At 40.8% G+C, this 21,475-nt stretch carries 10 protein-coding genes; 5 read left to right on the top strand and 5 right to left on the bottom strand.

Translation table 11 applies throughout. The features are described 5' to 3' along the window. Positions 1 to 3: 3 nt before the first annotated feature. The gene (locus tag PL9214_RS23385) at positions 4 to 1,659 is read left to right on the top strand and encodes a glycosyl hydrolase family 28-related protein (RefSeq protein WP_072721420.1); all 1,656 of its coding nucleotides are present in this window, start codon (positions 4 to 6) and stop codon (positions 1,657 to 1,659) included. Positions 1,660 to 1,672: 13 nt separating this feature from the next. Here the strand turns inward: PL9214_RS23385 and PL9214_RS23380 are convergent, their stop codons facing one another. After that, entirely contained in the window at positions 1,673 to 2,530 is an 858-nt protein-coding gene (locus PL9214_RS23380) for a DUF72 domain-containing protein (RefSeq protein WP_072721417.1), read from the bottom strand. 431 nt (positions 2,531 to 2,961) lie between these two features. On the opposite strand from PL9214_RS23380, the gene PL9214_RS23375 reads away from it, so the two are divergent. Continuing rightward, on the top strand, positions 2,962 to 4,026 hold the full coding sequence (locus PL9214_RS23375; RefSeq protein ID WP_083580157.1) for a calcium-binding protein: 1,065 nt from the start codon (positions 2,962 to 2,964) through the stop codon (positions 4,024 to 4,026). 312 nt (positions 4,027 to 4,338) lie between these two features. Here the strand turns inward: PL9214_RS23375 and PL9214_RS23370 are convergent, their stop codons facing one another. Together PL9214_RS23370 and alaS are read right to left on the bottom strand one after the other, a co-directional pair. Beyond that, positions 4,339 to 4,671, bottom strand: a complete 333-nt coding sequence (locus PL9214_RS23370) for a hypothetical protein (protein WP_072721414.1) — start codon at positions 4,669 to 4,671, stop codon at positions 4,339 to 4,341. Positions 4,672 to 4,817: 146 nt separating this feature from the next. Further along, entirely contained in the window at positions 4,818 to 7,448 is a 2,631-nt protein-coding gene (gene alaS, locus PL9214_RS23365) for an alanine--tRNA ligase (protein ID WP_072721412.1), read from the bottom strand. A 42-nt stretch (positions 7,449 to 7,490) separates the two neighbouring features. Between alaS and PL9214_RS23360 the strand changes: the two genes are divergently transcribed. After that, on the top strand, positions 7,491 to 8,963 hold the full coding sequence (locus PL9214_RS23360; protein ID WP_072721408.1) for a DUF3370 domain-containing protein: 1,473 nt from the start codon (positions 7,491 to 7,493) through the stop codon (positions 8,961 to 8,963). A 91-nt stretch (positions 8,964 to 9,054) separates the two neighbouring features. After that, complete coding sequence (locus PL9214_RS23355) at positions 9,055 to 12,252, top strand: type ISP restriction/modification enzyme (RefSeq protein ID WP_072721406.1); 3,198 nt, start codon at positions 9,055 to 9,057, stop codon at positions 12,250 to 12,252. 555 nt (positions 12,253 to 12,807) lie between these two features. Here the strand turns inward: PL9214_RS23355 and PL9214_RS23345 are convergent. Next, a complete protein-coding gene (locus tag PL9214_RS23345) occupies positions 12,808 to 13,422 on the bottom strand; it encodes a Uma2 family endonuclease (protein ID WP_072721401.1) in 615 nt (204 codons plus the stop codon). Between the two features lie 74 nt (positions 13,423 to 13,496). Here PL9214_RS23345 and PL9214_RS32800 point away from each other — a divergent pair, with 74 nt between their 5' ends. After that, positions 13,497 to 13,625, top strand: coding sequence for a hypothetical protein (locus tag PL9214_RS32800; protein ID WP_281250364.1), 129 nt, complete (start codon positions 13,497 to 13,499; stop codon positions 13,623 to 13,625). 60 nt (positions 13,626 to 13,685) lie between these two features. Here PL9214_RS32800 and PL9214_RS31550 read toward each other — a convergent pair whose 3' ends face one another. Continuing rightward, entirely contained in the window at positions 13,686 to 21,308 is a 7,623-nt protein-coding gene (locus tag PL9214_RS31550; protein ID WP_186440445.1) for a LamG-like jellyroll fold domain-containing protein, read from the bottom strand. Between the last annotated feature and the right edge of the window lie 167 nt (positions 21,309 to 21,475).

The following is a 21,475-nucleotide window of genomic DNA, read 5'->3' as shown; positions in this document are numbered from 1 at the left end:
ATTATGCTTAAACAACAACGAGTTAAACGGTTTATAATTTTCTTTTTAGGAACGATCATTTTTATAGGATTAACCGTAGTAGGTTATGCCTTTACAACCCTATTATTGTCAGATAATTCTTCAATATTATCTTCCTCCCCTAGTTTGTCTACCTGTGGAAGCCCTAGTGGGGGAGAAACAGATAATGCAATTGCCTCTTTTTATGGAAATAATTCCTATTCTTGGACAAATAAAATTCAATGGAATTGTGTTTATAATATTAAAGATTTTACCGGTTCAACAGTAGTAGAACAGTTCAATGATGCTAGAGATGCGGCAGCAAATAATGGCGGAGGGGTTGTTTATTTTCCATCAGGAACCTATATTTTTGATGATAGCATTAAACTTAAATCAAGTGTTGTGATTCGCGGAGAAACACCTAATGTTAAATCGGCAAAATTAAATGATTATAATCCTCCGGCAAAATTAATATTTCCTGAATATAAACCCCAACTTTCAGGAAACGGAACTCCCAACGAAACCGCCTTTAAAAGCATTCAGACCCAAACTCCAAATCAAGATAGTAATATTGGCATCGTTAACCTAGATATTAATCGAGGTGCGATTAACTTTGTTGGGGATTTAGATAATACTAAAAGTAGTAATATTATTATATTTGGAATTCGCAGTAATAACGTCGCTAAACCCGATCCGAAAGTTCCAAACCTTGAATTTCAGAACCCTTGGCAACGTTATAGTCATCGCTTTGCTGCTAATATTGAACTCACGGTCTATCAAAATCTGTTAGTTGCTAATAACCGAATAAATGATAAAATTACAGATAATTATGAACAGCCCGGATATCGCTTACAGTCAAAAGATAAAAAGAAAGTTATAACCTATGAAGAAGGCAATAAAGTTCCATTTAATTATAGTAACCATTATGGAATTTCGGTTAACCGAGGGGGAAAAAAAGATGGGTTTCAATTAGCCGGAACTCCCACCACTGAACCTGGACTTTTTCGCAAAGGAATTGTGATTCGAGATAATTGGGTTTACCATACCATGCGAGTCGCTATTCATGCGGCTGGAGATGGGTTAATGATTCAAGATAATGAAATTAAAGATGAACCCAATAAACAATGGTGGACAGACCCCACAGGAACACGAGAAGCGACGGGTGCAGTAACGTTAGAAAATCGAGGAATTGACTGGTCAGGATGGAATGTTTTAATTGAAGGAAATGATTATCAAGTTTATCGTCATCAAATCGGAGAAACAAATTATTTAAGCGTAGATGGAGAAGGGATTTTAATTCAAGAATGTTGTGGGGGAACAACGGTTAAAAATGTTAAAATAAAAAATAACAAAGGCAATGCTTATATTGGACTTTATAAGGTTCAAGACATCAATAATGCCACGATTGAAAACAATCAAATCATCGATTCTGATATTTTTGTGATGGCAGATACTAATAATCAACCTTATAGTATGAACCAGGTTAAAATTATTAATAATCAAGTTTCAGGGAATATTATTGCTAAAGGCAGTTTAGGCGGTCAGGGGAATCAAATCTCTGGAAACCAAGGAAACCAAAGCGGAAAATTAAATTATTCTTGTTCTATTGAAGTTAATAATAATTCCGGTTTTAACGTTCAACCATGTTCTCCACTGCGCTAACTCATCTCAGGGTTTACCATAAACTTAATTGTATCGGTGTTTGTTCTAATTGATTCCAAGGAAGGGGAGAAATGGGCACAGAATGCTGTTCTAACAATTGTTGCACATATTTAGCGGTAGAGGGCGATCGCTCTTCTTGGGGACAATGAACAAAAAAATAGACATCTTTTCCTTGATTTAACCAGTGATGAATCGGGGTTATCCAGTCTTCTAAAAAAGGTTGATTAATCGATAATTGCGGATGAGAAATAAACCGAACTAAACTAAACGAAGACGTAATACTAAATTCTACGGGAACGTTAGGTTTTGGGCGTTCTGAATTCAGTTGAGGGTCATCATCACTACTATAAATAGGACGGGAATCTAAAATCACTCGTCCCACGTTATAGGATTCTAAAAGCTGTTTTAATTCATTAAAATTATTCTCTTCAAACCATTCAGGATGACGAACTTCTACTGCTAACGGAACAATTTGATGGGGCCAAGCCTGAATAAATTCTTGCAAATCTTCTAATAAATTAGGGGAATAGCTCGGAGGAAGTTGAGCAAAAATCGGCCCTAAATGAGTTCCTAAAAGCTGCATTTGTTCAATAAAGCTTAACGCACCTGGAATGGCAAGTTTCAGTAACCCTTGATGGGTTAAATCCTTAGGTAATTTTAAACAAAACTTAAAATTCGGGGGTGTTTGTTGTACCCAACGAGTCACCGTTTCTGCATTTGGAACTGCATAAAATGTTGTGTTTCCTTCAACTGTATTAAAACGACGACTATACAGGGATAGAAAATCCGTCACACGACTTCCGACTGGGTACAATTCCCCCACCCAATTCTTATACGACCAAACCGCACAGCCTAAATAAAATTGAACCATAACATTCACCTTGGAAAAGCTGACTCTACCTTAACAATAACGAGAAAATCGTAATTACAGCGATTGTAGCCTCCATTTCACACGACAAAATGGAATATAAATTTTTTTACCTTAGTATAGTCCTGAAAAAAACGTATTTTTTTAGTAGACAAAAATTATAAAAACATCTATCTTTAGATATAAGGTGAATTAGCTGCTATAATTTACTAAGCCTTTTGCTTTAAGTTACTAAAGCTTTTGTAATTATCTCTCATTTAAAAAATATTATTTTCGTTTTTATGTGAAGCTAGGGCTAATTTATAAGTCATATCCAGCGTACAAACGAGAATGTTCCGCACATAGGAATGGACTGAATCCAGGCTCAGAGTATTGTAGCGATTGCTATATATCACATTTCCAGTTGATAGCTCAGTTTCAATGAATTTAAAACTATGTCAAACCTTACATTTCCAGACATAACCTCAAACCAGCAAATTTTAACTGATCTCGCCCAGCAAATTCAAAACCGCCCAACGACACCTATAAGTGTATCTGAAGGTGAAAATGGAGGTTTAGTAATGGTTGGGTCACTAGACCAACCTAATGTATTGGCTGGAAGTTCAAAGGATGATGTCATCAAAGCCGGTGATCAAAATGATGCCATTGATGGCGGTGATGGTGATGACTTCATCCTAGGTTTGCAAGGAGATGATAGCCTTTTGGGTGGTGACGGGAACGACACCATTTATGGTGGAAAAGGAAATGATTTGATTTTCGGTGGTTCTGGAGATGACATCATTTATGGTGATGAAGGAGATGATACGGTTTTCGGGGGTGAAGGCAAGGATCTCATCTTTGGTGGAAAAGGAAAGGATGCCCTCGATGGGGGTTCTGGAGATGACACCATTTATGGTGGGGCGGAGGACGATACGATAGTTGGTGGTAAGGATAATGACCTGCTTTATGGTGATAAAGGGGATGATATTCTTGAGGGTGGATCAGGGATTGATACCCTCTATGGCGGTGAGGATGATGACTCCCTCAATGGTGGGTTAGACAAGGATTATCTCTATGGCGGTCAAGGTGACGATACCTTGGTTGGAGGAGAAGGAAACGATAGTCTCTCTGGTGATAAAGGTAATGATAGTTTAATTGGAGGGGCAGGAAATGATTTCCTAATCGGTGGCGGAGGAAAAGATACCTTTGTCTATGAGGGAGACTTTAATACTCTTGGCAAAGATACATTAACTGATTTTAACGCTTCAGAAGATGTGATTGCCTTAAGTGCTGCGGAGTTTTCAGCCATTGCTCCAGGTGTACCGGGTGCATTAGCCAACGGAGAATTCCAAACCATTGCTAACTTCTCTGGAAATGCTGCTGATGCAGGTAATGCGAATCTAATTTATGATCCTGAAAGTGGTTTACTTTACTATATTGATCAACAAGGAATTTCAACTCCTCTGTTAGATATGGGTCAAAACTTAACGTTAAGCGATGACAATTTTGATTTAATTTAAGGCGACGAACCTCAACAGCCAGCAGCATCAAGATTCAACAGTAAGATATTTTACCTGTCTCTTTTTGACCGATGCTCAATACGAGAATCCCAGCGCGACCTGAAAGGTCATTTGAAACAAAAATCCGATTTTTTCTGGTGATTTCCACCACCAGCCCTCATATCCCTCTTCTGTCACTCTCCGAAAACTTTTGATATTTCTGGATTTTAGAGCTTTTGCAGGCTTTGCGATCGCAAGATTTATTTCTACTAACAAATACAAAAACTTCGTTTTTGTAATAGGATAGCTTGTATTGGCTGACTGATAAAGGTTTTAGAGATCGACCTCTCGGAGAGTGACAGAAGAGGGATATAAAGTCTCATTATATTCTTTGTCACCCCGAAAACCTGTTCTTTCTACCTCAATAAAACTTTGAAGATGAGGATAATTTTTATGGTTTACATTCTGGCTATCAAATACTGATACTTTTCTGCTAACATTTCGTCCATGACTGACATCTTTTTCTTCATATACTGTTAAAGTTTTTTCAATTTGTGCTAAAATTTTTATTCGCTTGTGTAATTTAAATTGATTGCCTTTTGCCGTAATTAAATAATCATTTTTGCTCTCAATTATTGCCTGAGTTGTTGCCTTACTACTGTTCAATTATACTGTTTAACATGATTTTTTTAAAACCAAATAAAAGTGATCTCTTTTTAATTTTATCAAAAAAAGATCACTTTTATTTTCCTTTTTACCCCTGACTTTGAAAACCCCCTGCTGATCGGGGAGGGGTTAAGGCATAGGTTAACTTATTTCAACCCATCAATTAACTGCATTTTTGCGCTCTCTAACGCTTCTTTTAACTTCGTCGCATCCCGTCCTCCTGCTTGCGCTAAATTCGGACGACCGCCACCGCCACCGCCGCAAATTTTGGCAATACCGCCAATGAATTTACCCGCTTGTAAGCCTTTATTATTAACAGCTTTACTGAACGCTGCAACAAAATTAACTTTACCATCCGTTGTTGCTGAACCTAACACAACCGCACTTTCTCCTAACTTTTGTTGGAGACGTTCTGCGGCGGTTTTTAATGATTCTGCATCTGCATCATTCAGTTCTGCAACAATTAATTTAAACTCACCAATGGTTTCAGCCGTTGTTAATAATTGTTCGGATTTGGCGATCGCTAATTCCGCTTTAACTCCTTCTAATTGTTTCTGAGTGGTTTTTAACTCTTGTTGTAAATTAGTAATGCGGTCTGGTAATTCTTCAGGTTTGGCTTTAAAGCGATCGCCTAAATCTTTTACCACCGTATCCCGAACTTTCAAATACTCTAAAACCGACTGTCCGGCTACGGCTTCAATACGTCGAATTCCTGATGCAATTCCCGTTTCTGAAATAATCTTAAATAGCCCAATTTCTGCGGTATTACTCACATGAGTTCCCCCGCATAATTCCATCGAAACCCCAGAATAATCTACCACCCGCACCACGTCTGAATATTTTTCTCCAAACATAGCGGTAGCGCCTTTAGCTTTGGCTTCTTCTAATGCCATTTCTGCAATTACGGCCGGATGAGCTTCCGTGATCCAACTATTGACTTGATCTTCAACTTGTTGCAGTTCTTCAGTTGTTAACCCACGCGGACAATTAAAATCAAACCGTAAGCGTTCAAAATCTACTAAAGAACCCGCTTGAGAAATGGAGGGATCGACGATTAATTTTAACGCTGATTGTAACAAATGGGTTGCCGTATGGTTTGCTTGGGCACGACGACGACAAGCGCGATCAATTTGGGCATTTAAGGTCATTCCTGGGGTCACTCTTCCCCGTTCAATTCGTCCAAAATGGATGAAAATATTGGATTCTTTTTTAACATCATGAACCCGAATCACGGTATCACCATAACTTAAATAACCGCGATCGCCAATTTGTCCCCCAGACTCGGCATAGAAGGGCGTTTTATTCAAAATTACTTGAATTTCCGTTCCCGCTTCTGCTTCCTCAATGGGTTTTCCATTGACTAAAACTGCTTCAACTTTAGCATCCGAAGCTAACAACGTATAGCCTAAAAATTCCGTTGAGTGAATATGTTCTGCGAGTTGATCTAAACTGCCTTGAACGGTCAAATCAATCGTTTCATGGGCATCTTGAGAACGGCGGCGCTGTTCTTCCATTGCCGTTTCAAAGCCTTCACTATCCACCGTTAACCCATTTTCTTCAGCAACTTCTTGCGTTAATTCTAAGGGGAAACCGTAGGTGTCATATAACACGAAAGCATCTTGACCGGAAATTTCACTCTTAGCTTTATCAATAATTTCCGCTAACAGTTTTTCACCCCGTTCTAAGGTTTCCAAGAACCGGGTTTCTTCTCTTTGTAATTCCCCCTTAATTGCACTTTCCCGTTGACGCACATTCGGATAAGCTGCTTCCGATAATTGAATGGCAGTTTCAGCCACTTGGGTTGTAAATTCTCCGTTAATTCCAATTAACCGACCATGACGAACGACCCGCCGAATTAAGCGCCGTAAAATATAACCCCGTCCAATATTAGAAGCCGTAACGCCATCGGCAATTAAATGTACAACTGCCCGAATATGATCCCCAATCACTTTTAGGGAGACTTTAGTTTTCTCGTCAGATTTGTGATAATCGATTTTGGCAATTTCGGCGGCGGTTTTAATAATCGGAAAAATCAGATCCGTTTCGTAATTATTGGGAACCTGTTGCAGAATTTGTGCCATCCGTTCTAACCCCATTCCCGTATCAATATTTTTATTCTGTAACGGGGTTAAATTGCCATCATTATCTCGGTTATACTGCATGAAAACCAAGTTATAAAACTCAATAAACCGAGTATCATCTTCTAAATCAATATTCTCCTCGCCGCGTTCAGGATGAAAATCATAATAAATCTCTGAACAGGGGCCACAGGGGCCAGTGGGGCCAGATTTCCAAAAGTTATCCGCTTCTCCCATGCGTTTAATGCGTTGGGGAGGAACCCCAATTTTGTCGCGCCAGATGGCAAAAGCTTCGTCATCTTCCTCGAATACACTCACGACTAAGCGTTCTGGAGGTAACTCAAACACTTTGGTTGAAATTTCCCATCCCCATGCGATCGCTTGTTCTTTAAAATAATCTCCAAAGCTAAAATTACCCAACATTTCAAAAAATGTGTGGTGTCTGGCTGTTCTGCCTACATTTTCAATATCATTAGTACGGATACATTTTTGGGAGGTGGTGGCACGAGGAAATTCCGGTTGTCGCTGTCCCAGAAATATCGGTTTAAAGGGTAGCATCCCGGCAATGGTTAACAAAACCGTCGGGTCTTCAGGAACTAAAGACGCACTCGGCAGAATTTTATGCCCTCTTTCGGCATAGAAGTTGAGAAATTTTTGACGAATTTCGCTGCCAGTGGAAAATTTAGGGAAAAAAGTCATAACACTCACTTTAAAAAAAATCAGACCAACCTTTCAGCATAAATGAAAGATCAAATCTTACGTCGGGTAATTTCTATTTTAATTGTTGGCCTGTCTGCGGTGGGAGGTGCGGTCGGAGGAATTTTATTTCGCCAAATGGTCATTGTTGAACGGTTTCCCACCGTTTTGCCTCGGTTGCCCTTTGCCAATGCCTTACCGCCACTCGAAATTATTGCTGACAACGAAGTCCGTCCCTTACCAGGGAACCTGGATGAGGTGTTAATGTTTAATAGCAATAGTCCAGAATGGATTAAACAGGAAGGGATTTTACTCTCAACCTTTCCGGGGGGATGGCGTAGTCATCCTGAAGCCCATTTAGAATATCTTTTAACGGGAGAGTTTGAAGTTTTTGCTCATCATTTTACCCAGGCCCCTCCTGATTTAAAAACCTTGTATTTGGGGTTAATCGTTCATAATCCTGATGCTGAACCTGTTACGGTTGAAGTCTTATCAGCCGCAAGTTATTTATTGGAGCCAGATGCTCCTTTTAAAGAAAAACCGACTATCAGTGATAATACCAAAGGTGAGATTTATTCCGGGCCAGGAATTCGGGCCGTTGATGATGTTTTAAGGGAAAAGCGCCAATCTGAATTTCCTGAAACCTTAGAACTTGGCCCTGGTGAAAGTCAAATGTTAATGAATTTACCCATCCCAGTAAAGGGGTTAGACCGTCCGGTAAATGGGCGTTCAACGTTTATGCGGTTGAGGGTTCGGGGCAAAACCGATGATTCCGCCCCGGCTGCAATTTATATGGCTAGTTTAGCCCAATTTGCGAAGATGCACCCTGATGGCAAGGAACGGGCGCCAACTTTAGAAGAATGGCAACAGTTACTTGATAATGGCACTTTAGCACAACCCCGCGATAAAATACCTACTCCTCCAGAACAAACGGGAGGTCAGTTAATTTATAGTCGGGTGGCGGGAGTTCAAAAAGGGGCAACCTGGGAAGCAGATTTAGTCGATGAGGGCAAAGATTCTCTAACCATTCCTAATCAAGGAAAAGGGATTTCTTTTCCCATTAGTACCGTCCGGGCGGGAACATTAGGAACGAAACAAGTGCAAGCCGCACCGTTAATTGTACGTTATCCTGATACTGCCTATGAATCTCATGGCAATTATGGCGTACATTATGATTTACATATCCCGTTATTGAATGCAACGGATGAAACTCAAAGGGTAACGATTACTTTAGAAACCCCTTTTAAAGAAGAAACTTTATCGAAAAATGGATTAATTTTTAGACAACCGCCCTTAGATTTTCCGTTTTTTCGAGGAACGGTGCGGTTAAGATATGAAGATGAACAAGGAAAAACAATTGTTAAATATCTGCACTTATGGCATCGTCGAGGACAAATTGTTGACCCGTTAGTTAAATTAAAATTACCCCCCCAATCTTCTCGTTTTGTTAGAGTCGATTTTCGTTATCCCCCGGATGCAACACCTCCCCAAGTTTTAACGATTAAAACCTTAAATTAATTATCTCCCAGGACAAAAGAGGTAAAAAGAAGCCCAAAAATTTCGAGGTGGGGGATTGTTGTTAAAATAGTCTGATAGTGGAAAATTTATCATGACTCATCAAATTCAGGCCTATTTACAAGATGTTACGCAGATTTATCAAAAGGGTAATGGGACAGAGCATACCTATCGTCCTGCTTTGAAAAAATTGCTGGAATCTTTTGGTAATGACATTTTGGCGGTAAATGAGCCAAAGCGGATTGCTTGTGGTGCGCCAGATTTTTGGATTGGACAGGGAGCTTTAGAAATTGGACATCTTGAGGCTAAAGATATTGGTATTTCGCTAAAGAGTTTGGAAAAGAAAAACCAAATGCAGCGTTATTTCAATGCCTTGGGGAACTTGATTTTAACGGATCATTTAGAATTTCGGTGGTATGTGGGTGGTGAGTTACGACTATCGGCGGCTGTAGCTACTTTTGATAAGCAAAAGAAAATTAAGCCTGATCCTGATGGAATTGCACAGGTTGATCAGCTTTTGCGACAATTTCTATTAACTAAGGTTGTGCAGGTGACAACACCCAAAGCTTTAGCTAAAAAGATGGCGGCTTTGGCACAGTTAATTCGGGATGCGATTAATACAGCGCTAAAAGATAGCGATCGCGGTGGGATGTTGCGGCAGCAATTAGAATCTTTTCAAAGGGTATTAATTCGAGATTTGACGGGTGAGCAGTTTGCGGATATGTATGCTCAAACGATTTGCTATGGGTTATTTGCGGCGCGTTGCAATACGGATCAAGTCAGTACATTTTCAAGGGAGACGGCGGGGTTTCGCTTACCCAAAACAAATCCATTTTTACGCGGTATTTTTAATCAGATTGCAGGTTCAGAACTAGATGATCGCATCACTTGGGCGGTGGATACTTTAGCGAGTATTTTACAGCAAACGGATATGTCGGGCATTTTGAGTGATTTTGGTAAGCGTAGCCGCCGGGAAGATCCGGTGGTGCATTTTTATGAGACTTTCTTAGCGGAATATGACCCCAAAATGCGGGAGTCACGGGGAGTTTACTATACCCCTGAGCCTGTGGTTTCCTATATTGTGCGGAGTGTGGATTATATTCTCAAGGAGAAGTTTGGAATTAAAAAAGGTTTAGCAGATTCTAAAAAGATTCACGTTAATAATCCGAAGGATGAGGGAAAAATTGAAACTCATCAGGTGTTAATCCTTGATCCGGCGGTGGGGACGGGGACGTTTATGCACAGTGTAATTGAGCATATTTATGAGGGTTTCAAAAATCAGAAGGGGATGTGGTCTAGTTATGTGAGTCAGCATTTGTTACCGCGTTTATTTGGGTTTGAGTTGTTGATGGCTCCCTATACCGTGGCACACATGAAGTTAGGGTTACAACTTCAAGCTTTGGGTTATGATTTTAGTTCAGATGAGCGTTTAAAAATTTATTTAACAAATACTTTGCAGGAGGCGTTTCAAATTCCTGCGGCGGATGGTTTTTTGAATCGCATTCGGGATGAAGCGGAAGCGGCGAAGGGGGTTAAGCAGGATACGCCTGTGATGGTGATTTTAGGCAATCCTCCTTATTCCTATGAGTCGATCAATACTGATCCTTGGATTGTAAATTTGGTAAAGGATTATTATCAAGTTGATGGAAAGCCTCTTGGTGAGAGAAATCCTAAAGGTTTACTAGATGATTATGTAAAGTTTATCCGTTTTGCTCAACATCGAATTGCGGAAACTGGTTATGGAGTGGTGGCGTTTATTACTAATCATGGTTATTTAGATAATCCGACTTTTAGGGGAATGCGTCAAAATTTGATGCAAACTTTTGATGAGATTTATGTTTTAGATTTACATGGCAATAGCAAGAAAAAAGAAGTTTGTCCCGATGGTTTACCTGATAAAAATGTTTTTGATATTCAGCAAGGGGTAGCGATCGGGATTTTTATCAAGTATCAAAACAGTCAGCAGAATTTAGCTAAGGTTTATCATGCTGATTTGTGGGGAAGCAGAGAGGTTTATGAGAATAAGCAGTTAGTTGGTGGTAAGTATCATTGGTTGGAGGAAAATGATATTAGTTCGACTGAGTGGGAAAAATTAGATTCTACACCCGATTTTTATTTACTTAGTCCTCAAAATATTGATCTACAGACTGAATATTTTAATAATTATCAAATTACTCAAATATTTAAGATTAATAGCGTTGGTATATCAACTTCAAGAGATAGAATAACTATTCACTTTGATGAGCAAAACTTAATAAATATACTTAATCAATTCAAAGATTTTCCTATCCAAGAACTTAAATTACAACTGGATCTGGATAAAGATACACGTGACTGGACAGTTGAACTAGCACAAAAAGACATCAAAACTTCTGGAGCTTATAGCGATCATATTGCAAAAGTCTTATATCGTCCTTTCGATATTAGACATACATATTATACAGGCAGATCAAGAGGATTTCATAGTATGCCTCGTGGCGAAGTAATGGATCATTTATTTCAAAATGACAATCTTGCTTTATGTACTAATCGACAAGTTAACAATAATTTTCGCCATATTTTTGTAACAGAAAATATCACTGATGGTAATGCTGTCTCTCTCGAAACCCGTGAGAGAACATATATTTTCCCTCTCTATCTTTACCCAACCAACACCCCAACCCTATTTGAACTCGAACCAACCAACTCCCCAAATGGTCGCCGCCCAAACCTAGCACCAGAATTTATTAACGAACTTTCCGAAAAACTAGGTTTAGAATTTCTCCCTGATGGTAAAGGGGATCAAGTCAAAAACTTTGCACCAGAAGACATCTTTAACTATATCTATGCTGTTTTTCATTCGCCAGAATACCGCCAACGTTATGCCGAATTTCTGAAAATTGACTTTCCGCGAGTCCCCCTCACCAGCAATAAAAAACTATTTTGGGAACTTGCAAACCAAGGCGAAAAATTAGTACAACTCCATTTAATGAAAGCAACGGGAACTGAAATTAGCAGTTATCCCGTAGCAGGTTCTAACCTTGTTGAACAAGTCAAATACAACGAAACCCAACAACAAATCTGGATTAACTCAGAGCAATATTTTGCCAACATTCCGCCCCATATTTGGAACTTTTATATCGGGGGTTATCAAGTCTGTCAGAAATGGCTCAAAGACCGCAAAAACCGCGAACTTAGCTTTGATGACCTATCGCATTATCAAAATATTATTTCTATCTTGGACGAAACGATCGCAACCATGATGGATATTGACCAAATTATTAATAAATATGGAGGTTTTCCATTTTTATAGATGAGTTCTGAAAAGTTATTGGCAATCGTCAAGATAAATAATTTATAAGGAACTAGGCATAACACACCATTGGAGCGCACAATATTAAATTAAGGGATTTTGTTTTGAGTTGAGAGGCGATCGCTTACTGCTCAATTCAGCCGTTAGACCTCGCCAGCAATCTGTAATATTGAGACACTGCATAAAGAATTATGAGACTCCCTAAATTTATCTCAACAGAAAGTTTTGCCAGAATAGCTATCTTTTTGCTTCTAATTTCGGTTATAGGTGCTATCTTTGGGAACTGGTCAGATGGAATTAAAAAGGGATTGATAGGATTTTGGATTATTATTCCACCTCTATGGTTATGGTTTGAGTTCTGTTTTTTATTTGATCAGGGCAAAACCCAGTTTTCAAATGATTTCGAGAAGTTTAAATATGGTCAAGAACTCACAAAGAATCTATGGCTATCTATCTCAGCACTTCTGTTGCTAGTCTATTTCGGCAAGCTCCCAGGCTTTTAGTATAGTAATGATTAAAACCTTAAATTAACGTCTGGTTTGGAGTCCTATTTTATTAAATCACTCCGGCTTTAAATATTTGTTCAGCCGTTAAACTTAGCTCTGGAACAACGAAGGACTGAATACGCTCATTTTCTCGATATTGAGTCACTTGGTATTCTCCATCGACTAAAAAGTAAACAGAAACAGTTGGTTTTTTGGGATTACCAATCAATTTACGAGCACCCAGAGCTAGATAATCTACAATCCAATATTCAGCAATTCCAATTTCTTCGTACTCTCCATATTTTTTATAATAATCATCTCGCCAATTCGTGCTCACGACTTCAATTACTAAAGGAATAGACTGACCCAAAGTTACAGTAGATTCTTTCTTCCAGAAAGGTTCATTCACCAAATGAGAACGATTCAATAATAAGATATCGGGCGAGTAAGCCGACTCGCTCGAAGCTGATTTAACCAGTGCCGTTTTCGGTATAGAATAAGAAAGATGGAGGCGCACATATTCTAAGGTCAGTTTTTCAGCTAAAAACCCTACAATATCTTCATGTTCTCCCGTCGGTTGTGGCATTTCAATAATTACTCCTTCATGGAGTTCATAGCGTTTGCTATCGGGTTTCCACTGAATAAATTCAGAAAAACTTGTTGGTTTTGGTAAGGAGTAAACCATAGTTTATATCCATTGCAAGAAATCTGAGTTAGTAGTCATTAAAAAACAATAAGCATCTATATTTTAGCATAAAATTGATTGATCATGTCTTTGTCCTAGATGCTTCAGGAAATTGTTGTTTTGCGGGTTATGTGGGATGGATTCATTCTCAAAAATTCTATCAAACTTTACAGCAAATTCAGAATGATTTTTCTGGGGTTTAAAAAGCGATCGCCCTTAATTTTAAGAGGAAGGAAAATGATTTCCCCCCTCTTAATAATTAACTATTTAGGCTGTTGTAGGTAGTTGAGAATTTTATCGAGTTTCTCCTCTAATTTACGGTTAGCATCCTCCAACTTGGCAATTTTATCCAGTATTTGTTGATTTTCTGTAATCGCAGCGGCAGCCCGCAATTTACGGACATCTCGACCAAAGCCCATCAAGGCTGGACGTTCCACATAAGTAACGCGGTGCAACACCCGCCATGCTTTATTGGGCTTACCTGCTTGGGCCTGACGCAAAGCCCGTGCTTCTTCATCGTTGCTTTGTAACCATTCGGGGTCAACCACATAGTTAAAGAAGTCTTGGAAGTGATTGGTACTCCCTTCCAGGTAGAAACTCATAAACCGATAGCGATCAACTTTTTCCCCAGGCAGAATGGGGCGATCGTTGTAATCAGTGACGCCTTTATATTCCAAACCGCTTAGGTCTACATTCAACTCAAAACCCTTACTCCGAGCTTCGGTTTTGTTCATGGTTTGGGTCAAATTGACAGTAGCTTGAGCCGTTAGTTCTACATCAGCACCCACTTTGAATGAACTGTCAACCCCTAACTTGGCATTCATAGTATAAGAGCCACCAATGGTATGTTCTACGGTATTGGCAAAGCTTTGTTGCTCTGTTCGCAATCCACCATCAGCATCCCAAACGTAGGTGTTGACGATGTTGCGCTTGCCAGCCCGAATTTGAATATCTTCCATCCGTTTCTGCCAACCCTCAAAACTCTCAGTAGCCTGCATTCGTTTCTCTTGGTCTTTAATTTGGCTTTCGATTTCGGCTTGTTTAGCCTTGGCAGCAGCGTTTGTATTCTCGGAAGCAGCTAGAGTATCTACTTGAAATTGTTGAAATTTATCCTCTTGGGCTTGTTTGTTTTCCTCGTCAGTCATTTGGGTGCTGGGTTTATCTTCTTCCCGTTGTAGTCCAGGCATAGTTGGTACATCACCACTATCGATATTCCGAGCTAAAGAAGTTTCGTCCACTAAACGCACATCAAAGTTAGAGAAGTAAGATTCCCGTCGCTTGTCTTCGGCTTCAATCTGGCGTTTGAGGTCATAAGCTTCTTGCAGGCGATAATAACTGGCAGGATATAGGGAACCATACTGACTTCGCATTTCAGGAACGTGCTTGAAGAAGCGATCAGTCGTAGCACTACTGCCCGTCATGCCATCCAAACTACCATTCATCGTGTAGGCTGGATTCATCAAAAAAGTGATGGTATTAACATCCGGGGGAATACCATCCACAGGTTGAACTTGGTAGCCGACCATTTTGCCACTGCGAGCCAGTCGGGTGACAAACACATCTGCTATTGCAGAAACGACCAAAGCGTAACCAATATTTTTGGGAATAAATCGTGTGCCTAAATGGGAGAATTTAGGGGTTTCTTCCGGGGTTCCTCGCAGTTCTAACTTATCCGTCATGCTTAACGATGAACTGGAGGTGATGCTACTCTCATTCTGGAATTGATAGCTGAACTCAAAGTTGCCTTTGAAACCAGCCTTGAAACTTGTGTCTATAGAAGTTCCCATACCCATAGGTGCAGTGAGAAAAGACATTGTTTCTCCCGCACCAATGAATGTCTCGGTTGTCGAACCCAACCCGCTATCTTGTGTCCGTTTCCAGCTAAATGCCACATCTTCAGACATGGTTAATTCTACAGAAGTCGCACCGTTATAATCGTCTGATAAGGTTAGGTTTTCACTGGGTACGGGGGGAGCGCCTTCGATGTAACCTAACAAGGTTGGGGCAAACTGGGCGTTACCAATCCATTTCAGTTCTAATTGTTCAATGCGCTTGTCGGATAGTAATGTTACTCCATCTTGAGTGGGATAGCCAAGGAAGCACCGCATGATTGCTTGTTTGCGCTTAGTGATTGGGTCGATGGTAACAGTGCTGTACTCGCTGCATACGAGGGCGTCAGGTTGGCTTTCTAGGGTGTCAGCTTTGCTTTCCAGTTTGCCAATTGGCGCAGTACAACTCCACCAGCAGTCTGCACGAGATACCGTGCCATTATAGCCATTCCCTGTATGGTCGAGAACTTTGGTGTCTGTGGTTTCATTCATGGGATAGTAAGCCAGTAATCCCGGTTCGTTGCCAGTCAGTAGAGTTTGACTGTTGACGGCAATTTCTTCTTCACTTAAGGCGATTCCCCAAATGCGGATTTCTGCTAGTTTCCCAAATTGCTCTCCTTGAACACTGTTACCAATGTAGTAAACATCGCTGGTGACTTTCAGAACTGCTTTCTCGATGTCTTTAACCTTTTGCTCGGCATTTTTGTAGTCTTGAGTACCCTTAGATATGTCTGCCAGCGCAGCTTTTGCCTCTCCAAGCACTTTGGCTTTAACATCGCCAACTTTCTTGCCATCAATATAAAACAGGGTTGTATCACCTCGACCTACAGCAGTGAGATGATGCCAGCCTGTGGTTAATAACTCCAGATTATAGCCACTATCGTAGAAACGATCCGCCAGTCCTTCGGGCAGATTTTCCAGATAAATCCCTAACTGTTTGCCATCTTTAACCCGAATGTGATGTCCACTCTTCTCCCCTTTGGTTAAAGTATTCCATTCTGTTGTTTCTTGAAGTGGAAAAGGATAGAAGAACCATGCTTCTATCGTCCAGTCTCCAATCAGACGCAGAGGTTTGGATTGATTGTTCTCATCTTTTAACAGAACAACGCTGTTGGACTCGATCAACTTTAAGCAGACTCTTCGAGCATCAGGAAGCCACTGTTCAACGGTGGAATTATTACTATCGGCTGTAACATCATAGTTTATTTGCCGCATCCGACCTTCGATGTCGAAGTAGCTCAGTTGCACGTTACCTTCACAAGTTTCAATGGCGTTCAAGCGGCTGGCAGGCTTCACAAAGCCGAGGATAGCTCCTTGAGTTACCAATCCCTTGACTTTCTTAATTGGGGACAGAGTTTGCGGCTTTGGTTGGGCTATGCCAAGGATTTCTCGGTTTTTCGTTGTTAACTGAGGCTCAATTTCTTGGTCAAGCTGTTTTTTGATTTCCCCCAACTCTTTGTTGAGAGCGTCTTTATCCAGTTGTAAATCTTTTAATTTTGACTTGGCATCTTCGAGCTCTTTTGTCTTATCTTTCCAGTTTTTTTCACAATCAGAGATTACATTATTGAGTGGTTCTACTCTTTCGAGTTGCCAGTAGGCACACTGCGATTCTGTGCTTAGCAATACACTGTTATAGCTAGTGTTAATCGTGCTTAGCTTTACAATGTTACCTATTGAGAATATCGTCAAGAATTTGTACTCACTCTGGCTCTTAGTGTTTTCCAATTTAGTAGTCTTAGAGGATAGATCCAGTTTCCATTCCTCGAACCCCTTTTTAGGGTAATTTGGGCCGTCTCCAACACCCCCATAAGAGTAGTTGTCACGTTTGAGGTAGACATCTAAGTAATCGTTGTATTGTTTGTTCTTGAGTTTGAAAATATTCTCAGTAGAAGTAGGCTCTAGTTGCCACCATTGCGTCGGCTTTTTACTGGATGCCTCAACAATAGCCCACTTGTCACCATCAAGCCCTAACACCCAACTTATGTCTACATTATTCTTAATCTCAAGCCAGTAATTGACAGGATTTATGAATTCCTGATTGTATTTGTTTTTTGCGTTTTCCTCTTCTTTTTTTAGCTTTTCAATCAGATCAGTTTGTTTCTGAAGACTCTTGTTTCCTGGCTTCAGCAGTTCCTCTATCTCTCGTTTTCGCTTGAGCTTATCAGCTTCTTCCTTCTCTAATGGTTCCAGTTCGCCCAATTTTGTAGATAGTGTTGCCTGACGATCAGCCAAAGTCTTCAAAGTCACGCTATCGGTATACTTAGCCTCGGTAATACTGTCAGACAACAAGCGAATCCGATGTTTACGAATTTCGAGGGATGTCCAGTCACCTTTGATATCCTTAATCTCAAAGGAACGTAATAGACTCACCCCTTCAGGAATGGTAACGTTGCAAGAAGCTTTATACCAACCGCCATCCGAGGCTTTAAATTCATTTTGCTCACCGTTGATGCTTATTTCCTCTTCCGCATTCCGACTTCTTTTACCCCAATAAGAGAAGGTAAAAATCTGGCCTTGACCATCTGCATTCTTTAAATAGTTAAGATCGACTACGACTAGCTTTGAGTCATGCTTCACCTTAAACTCAAAGCTTTCTTCATAAGTAGCCCGTTCACTAACAGCAAATAGCTCAGGATTGCTATATTTAACTGCGTCTGTTTTCCCTGTTAGTTTGCGCCCCAGTTGTTGAGCACTGACATAGACATCCCCATAGACAGTGCCATTGTTACCATTAACTGAAAAGTCAATAACTTGGCCTTCGCTGATTGCCCCCAAACGCCAGTAACCCACTAAACCGACTTCTTGACCAGTCAGTTGTAGATACATATTGTTCTTGATGTCTTCGGCTGTGCGGGCTATATTCCAGATTTGGACATCGCTAATTTTGCCGATAAAGGAGTCTCCGATACTGGATTTGAATTGGTTTTCTGTTGGGACAGTAAAAATATAGGCGCTGCCTGCATCTTGTTGTTTAGAGTCAGTATCTTGATAACAAGCACCGACAATAGCTGTATCTTCACTGATAGCGACGGAGTTGCCGAACTTAGCCTTAGCTTGCTTGTTGCTGGCTTGGAGTTTGGCCTTCTGTGTCCATGTGCCGTCTGCCTCGCGTTGGAAGATATAGGCGCTGCCTGCATCTTGTTTAGAATCAGTATCTTGATAATAAGCACCGACAATAGCTGTATCTCCACTGATAGCGACGGAGTTGCCGAAGTTGGCGTCAGCTTGCTTGTCGCTGGCTTGGAATTTAGCCTTCTGTGTCCATGTGCCGTCTGCCCCGCGTTGGAAGATATAGACGCTGCCTGTGCCCTTATCTTCTTTAGGAGCACCGACAATAGCTATATCTCCACTGATGGCGACAGAGTTGCCGAAGTTGGCGTCAGCTTGCTTGTCGCTGGCTTGGAATTTAGCCTTCTGTGTCCATGTGCCGTCTGCCCCGCGTTGGAAGATATAGACGCTGCCTGTGCCCTTATCTTCTTTAGGAGCACCGACAATAGCTATATCTCCACTGATGGCGACAGAGTTGCCGAAGAAGTCGCTATCTAGCTTGTCGCTGGCTTGAAGTTGGGCTTTCTGTGTCCATTTGTCGCTGCCTGCCTTGCGTTGGAAGATATAGGCACTGCCTATGCCAGTATCTTCTTTAGGAGCACCGACAATAGCCGTATCTCCACTGATGGCGACAGAGTTGCCGAAGGCGGCGTAAGCTTGCTTGTCGCTGGCTTGGAGTTGGTCAACCTTTGTCCATGTACCGTCAGCCTCCCGTTGGAAGATGTAGGCACTGCCTGTCTCCTTCTCGCTTAAGAGAGTAACTCTAGCACCAACAATAGCTGTATCACCGCTGATAGCGACGGCTCTGCCGAAGTAGTCGCTCCATCCGTTGTAGTTGTCGCTTTGTAGGTTGTAGTTGACATGGAGTTTGGGCTTCTGTGTCCATGTGCCGTCTGCCTCGCGTTGGAAGATATAGGAGCTGCCTGTGCCACTATCTTCTTTAGGAGCACCGACAATAGCTGTATCTCCACTGATGGCGACGGAGTTGCCGAAGTTAGCATTAGCTTTCTTGTCGCGGGCTTGGAGTTCTTGTTGTGGTTCTAGAACAGTGACATTGTGCTGGAAAACTTGTGGGATTACCTCTACACCGTTTTTGCACAGCATTAGCGTGGTTTGCCGAGTTTTTTTATTACTGTCAACTACCCCTGCATAATGAACCCATTGATTTAGTGGTAAAGGATTAGGGTCTACTACCTCCTGCAAAGAACCGTCAATTAAGGCTTGGAAAGCAACTTGGCCCTTTTGGTTGATGATCAGCTTCATAGAAGCGTCTTTTTGACCCACAATTAACTGCTCTGTTCTTTCTAACACAGAGCAGTTAATCCATGCCGAACAGGTTGCCCCAAAGTCTTTGTTGTCGGAGGGTACTGTTAAGACATCATTAGGAATTTCAATGTAGTCCTGATGACCATCAAACTCTATCCCGCGTCGCTTCTGAGCTAACCGTTTTATATTAATTGCTTCCCCCATTGCCCACTTGCGTTCAATCACAAAATGGGTATCATCAATTTTCTGTACGGGATAGGTGTTGTTGTAGTCTTCTGTACCCGTAATTTGGACTTCATCGCCATTTTCTAAACCATGATTGGGACAGGTGACTCGTAATTTACCATTGGCAGTTTTTTGATAAGCCGTAATCATGCCATCAAAAATTAAACCACCTTCTTCTGAGTCTTCTTTTTCCCAAGAACCGAGTTCGCTCCCCGATGGCAAGTCAATATCAAAGGTATTATTATCGACTTTTTGGGTGCGATATAAACCTTGATAATCACTGGTTCCTGTAATTTTTACGAGGTCGCCATTGGCTAATTCTGCGGCTTTGCCATCAGTCGATATTTTGACTAAATCTTCGATTTCTTCTTCGTCGGTTCCTTCTGCAAACCCCGTAATACTTGCTGTGGGAGGGGGTGTTATGTCAGCAAAGGATTTGATTTCATCTAAAGTGTTTAACGGTAATAATACTTCTCGCTGACGACTGCGAATAATCGTGCTATCGGGTGTATCATCAATTTCTGCTAGGGTGCCATCGCCAGCAATGCCAAAACTGAAGGCTGCTGTCCCTTTATCGGTGGGAACTGCTAACATTAATTTCGTTGCGGTTTTCAACAGTTGTTCTTCCCCAGATTGGGTTTGCTGGGCCTGTTGTAAATCGTATTTAGTGGCTGATAAACCGTTGGTAACAGCTACACCCTTAATATCTAAAGTTCGTTTAATAATTCCTGGGATTCGGCGAGGAACTAGAGTCTCATTTTCTTCTTCAAAAATGGTATAATCTTGAACATCAAATAGCCCTTCTCCAGAAGCCCGAATGGTGGTTAATTCGACTTTCTGAGTTTGACTATTATAGGCAAAAATATGCCAGCGATAAACATCGTTTTCAATCGTGGGAACTAATACGATAGAAAACCAGCCTTTGTACAGGTTATTAATTAAACATAATTCTGTGGTGGGTTCGTAGAAAAAGTTACCGTTAGCATCACGGAAGTCCAAGGAATCAATATTAACGAGTCCATTAGACCCCTTGTTCATATTTTTCGTAGGTGTATGCTTCTGCTTACTGCGCTTAAACCGAACTTCTAACTTGCGGTTTAGATTATTGGTCATCCCATCTAACACAAAACGGTCTATTAACAGAGTATTAGACTTGGACTGGCGGAAAATGTAGACGTGTCCCAGGGCAGAAATCCCTTGAACAGGGGCGACAGCAGATTCAGTTTGAGTTTTGTAGCGTGACCTGAGAATAAAATTGCTGGTGTCTTTCTGGTGGGTGAGTTTCGCTGTTTCTTGATTAATGACGGACTGGTCATCTGCTTCATTGGGGAATTCCAAATATTGCCAGTTTTCCCAACCTGTTCTTTGGTCTGCGGGGGTGTTGAGATAGCTATCCTCAAACCCATCTTGTTTAACAGTATAGGAAATTTTACCGTCGGCATCGGTGGCAAATACAACAACTTTACCTTCATGGGTAACGGTATTGAGGTGTTGGAGGTTTTGTTTTGAAAGGTACATAGGTTTTTGAATGGTGGAATCTGTATATTAAAGATGTCAAAATTACATCCTCCTTATGATATATATTTTTTCTCTGATAGCAAGATTTGATGCTTGATCATTTACAATTGTTTATCAAACTTGAGGAAACTTCTTAACTAACCTCAACAAAAATTGCAATTTCAAGC

Origin of the sequence: Planktothrix tepida PCC 9214 (genome assembly GCF_900009145.1) — a bacterium.
GTDB lineage: Bacteria > Cyanobacteriota > Cyanobacteriia > Cyanobacteriales > Microcoleaceae > Planktothrix > Planktothrix tepida.
The sequence above is the reverse complement of the archived record's forward strand: the minus strand, read 5'-3'. Positions and strand labels throughout refer to the sequence as shown.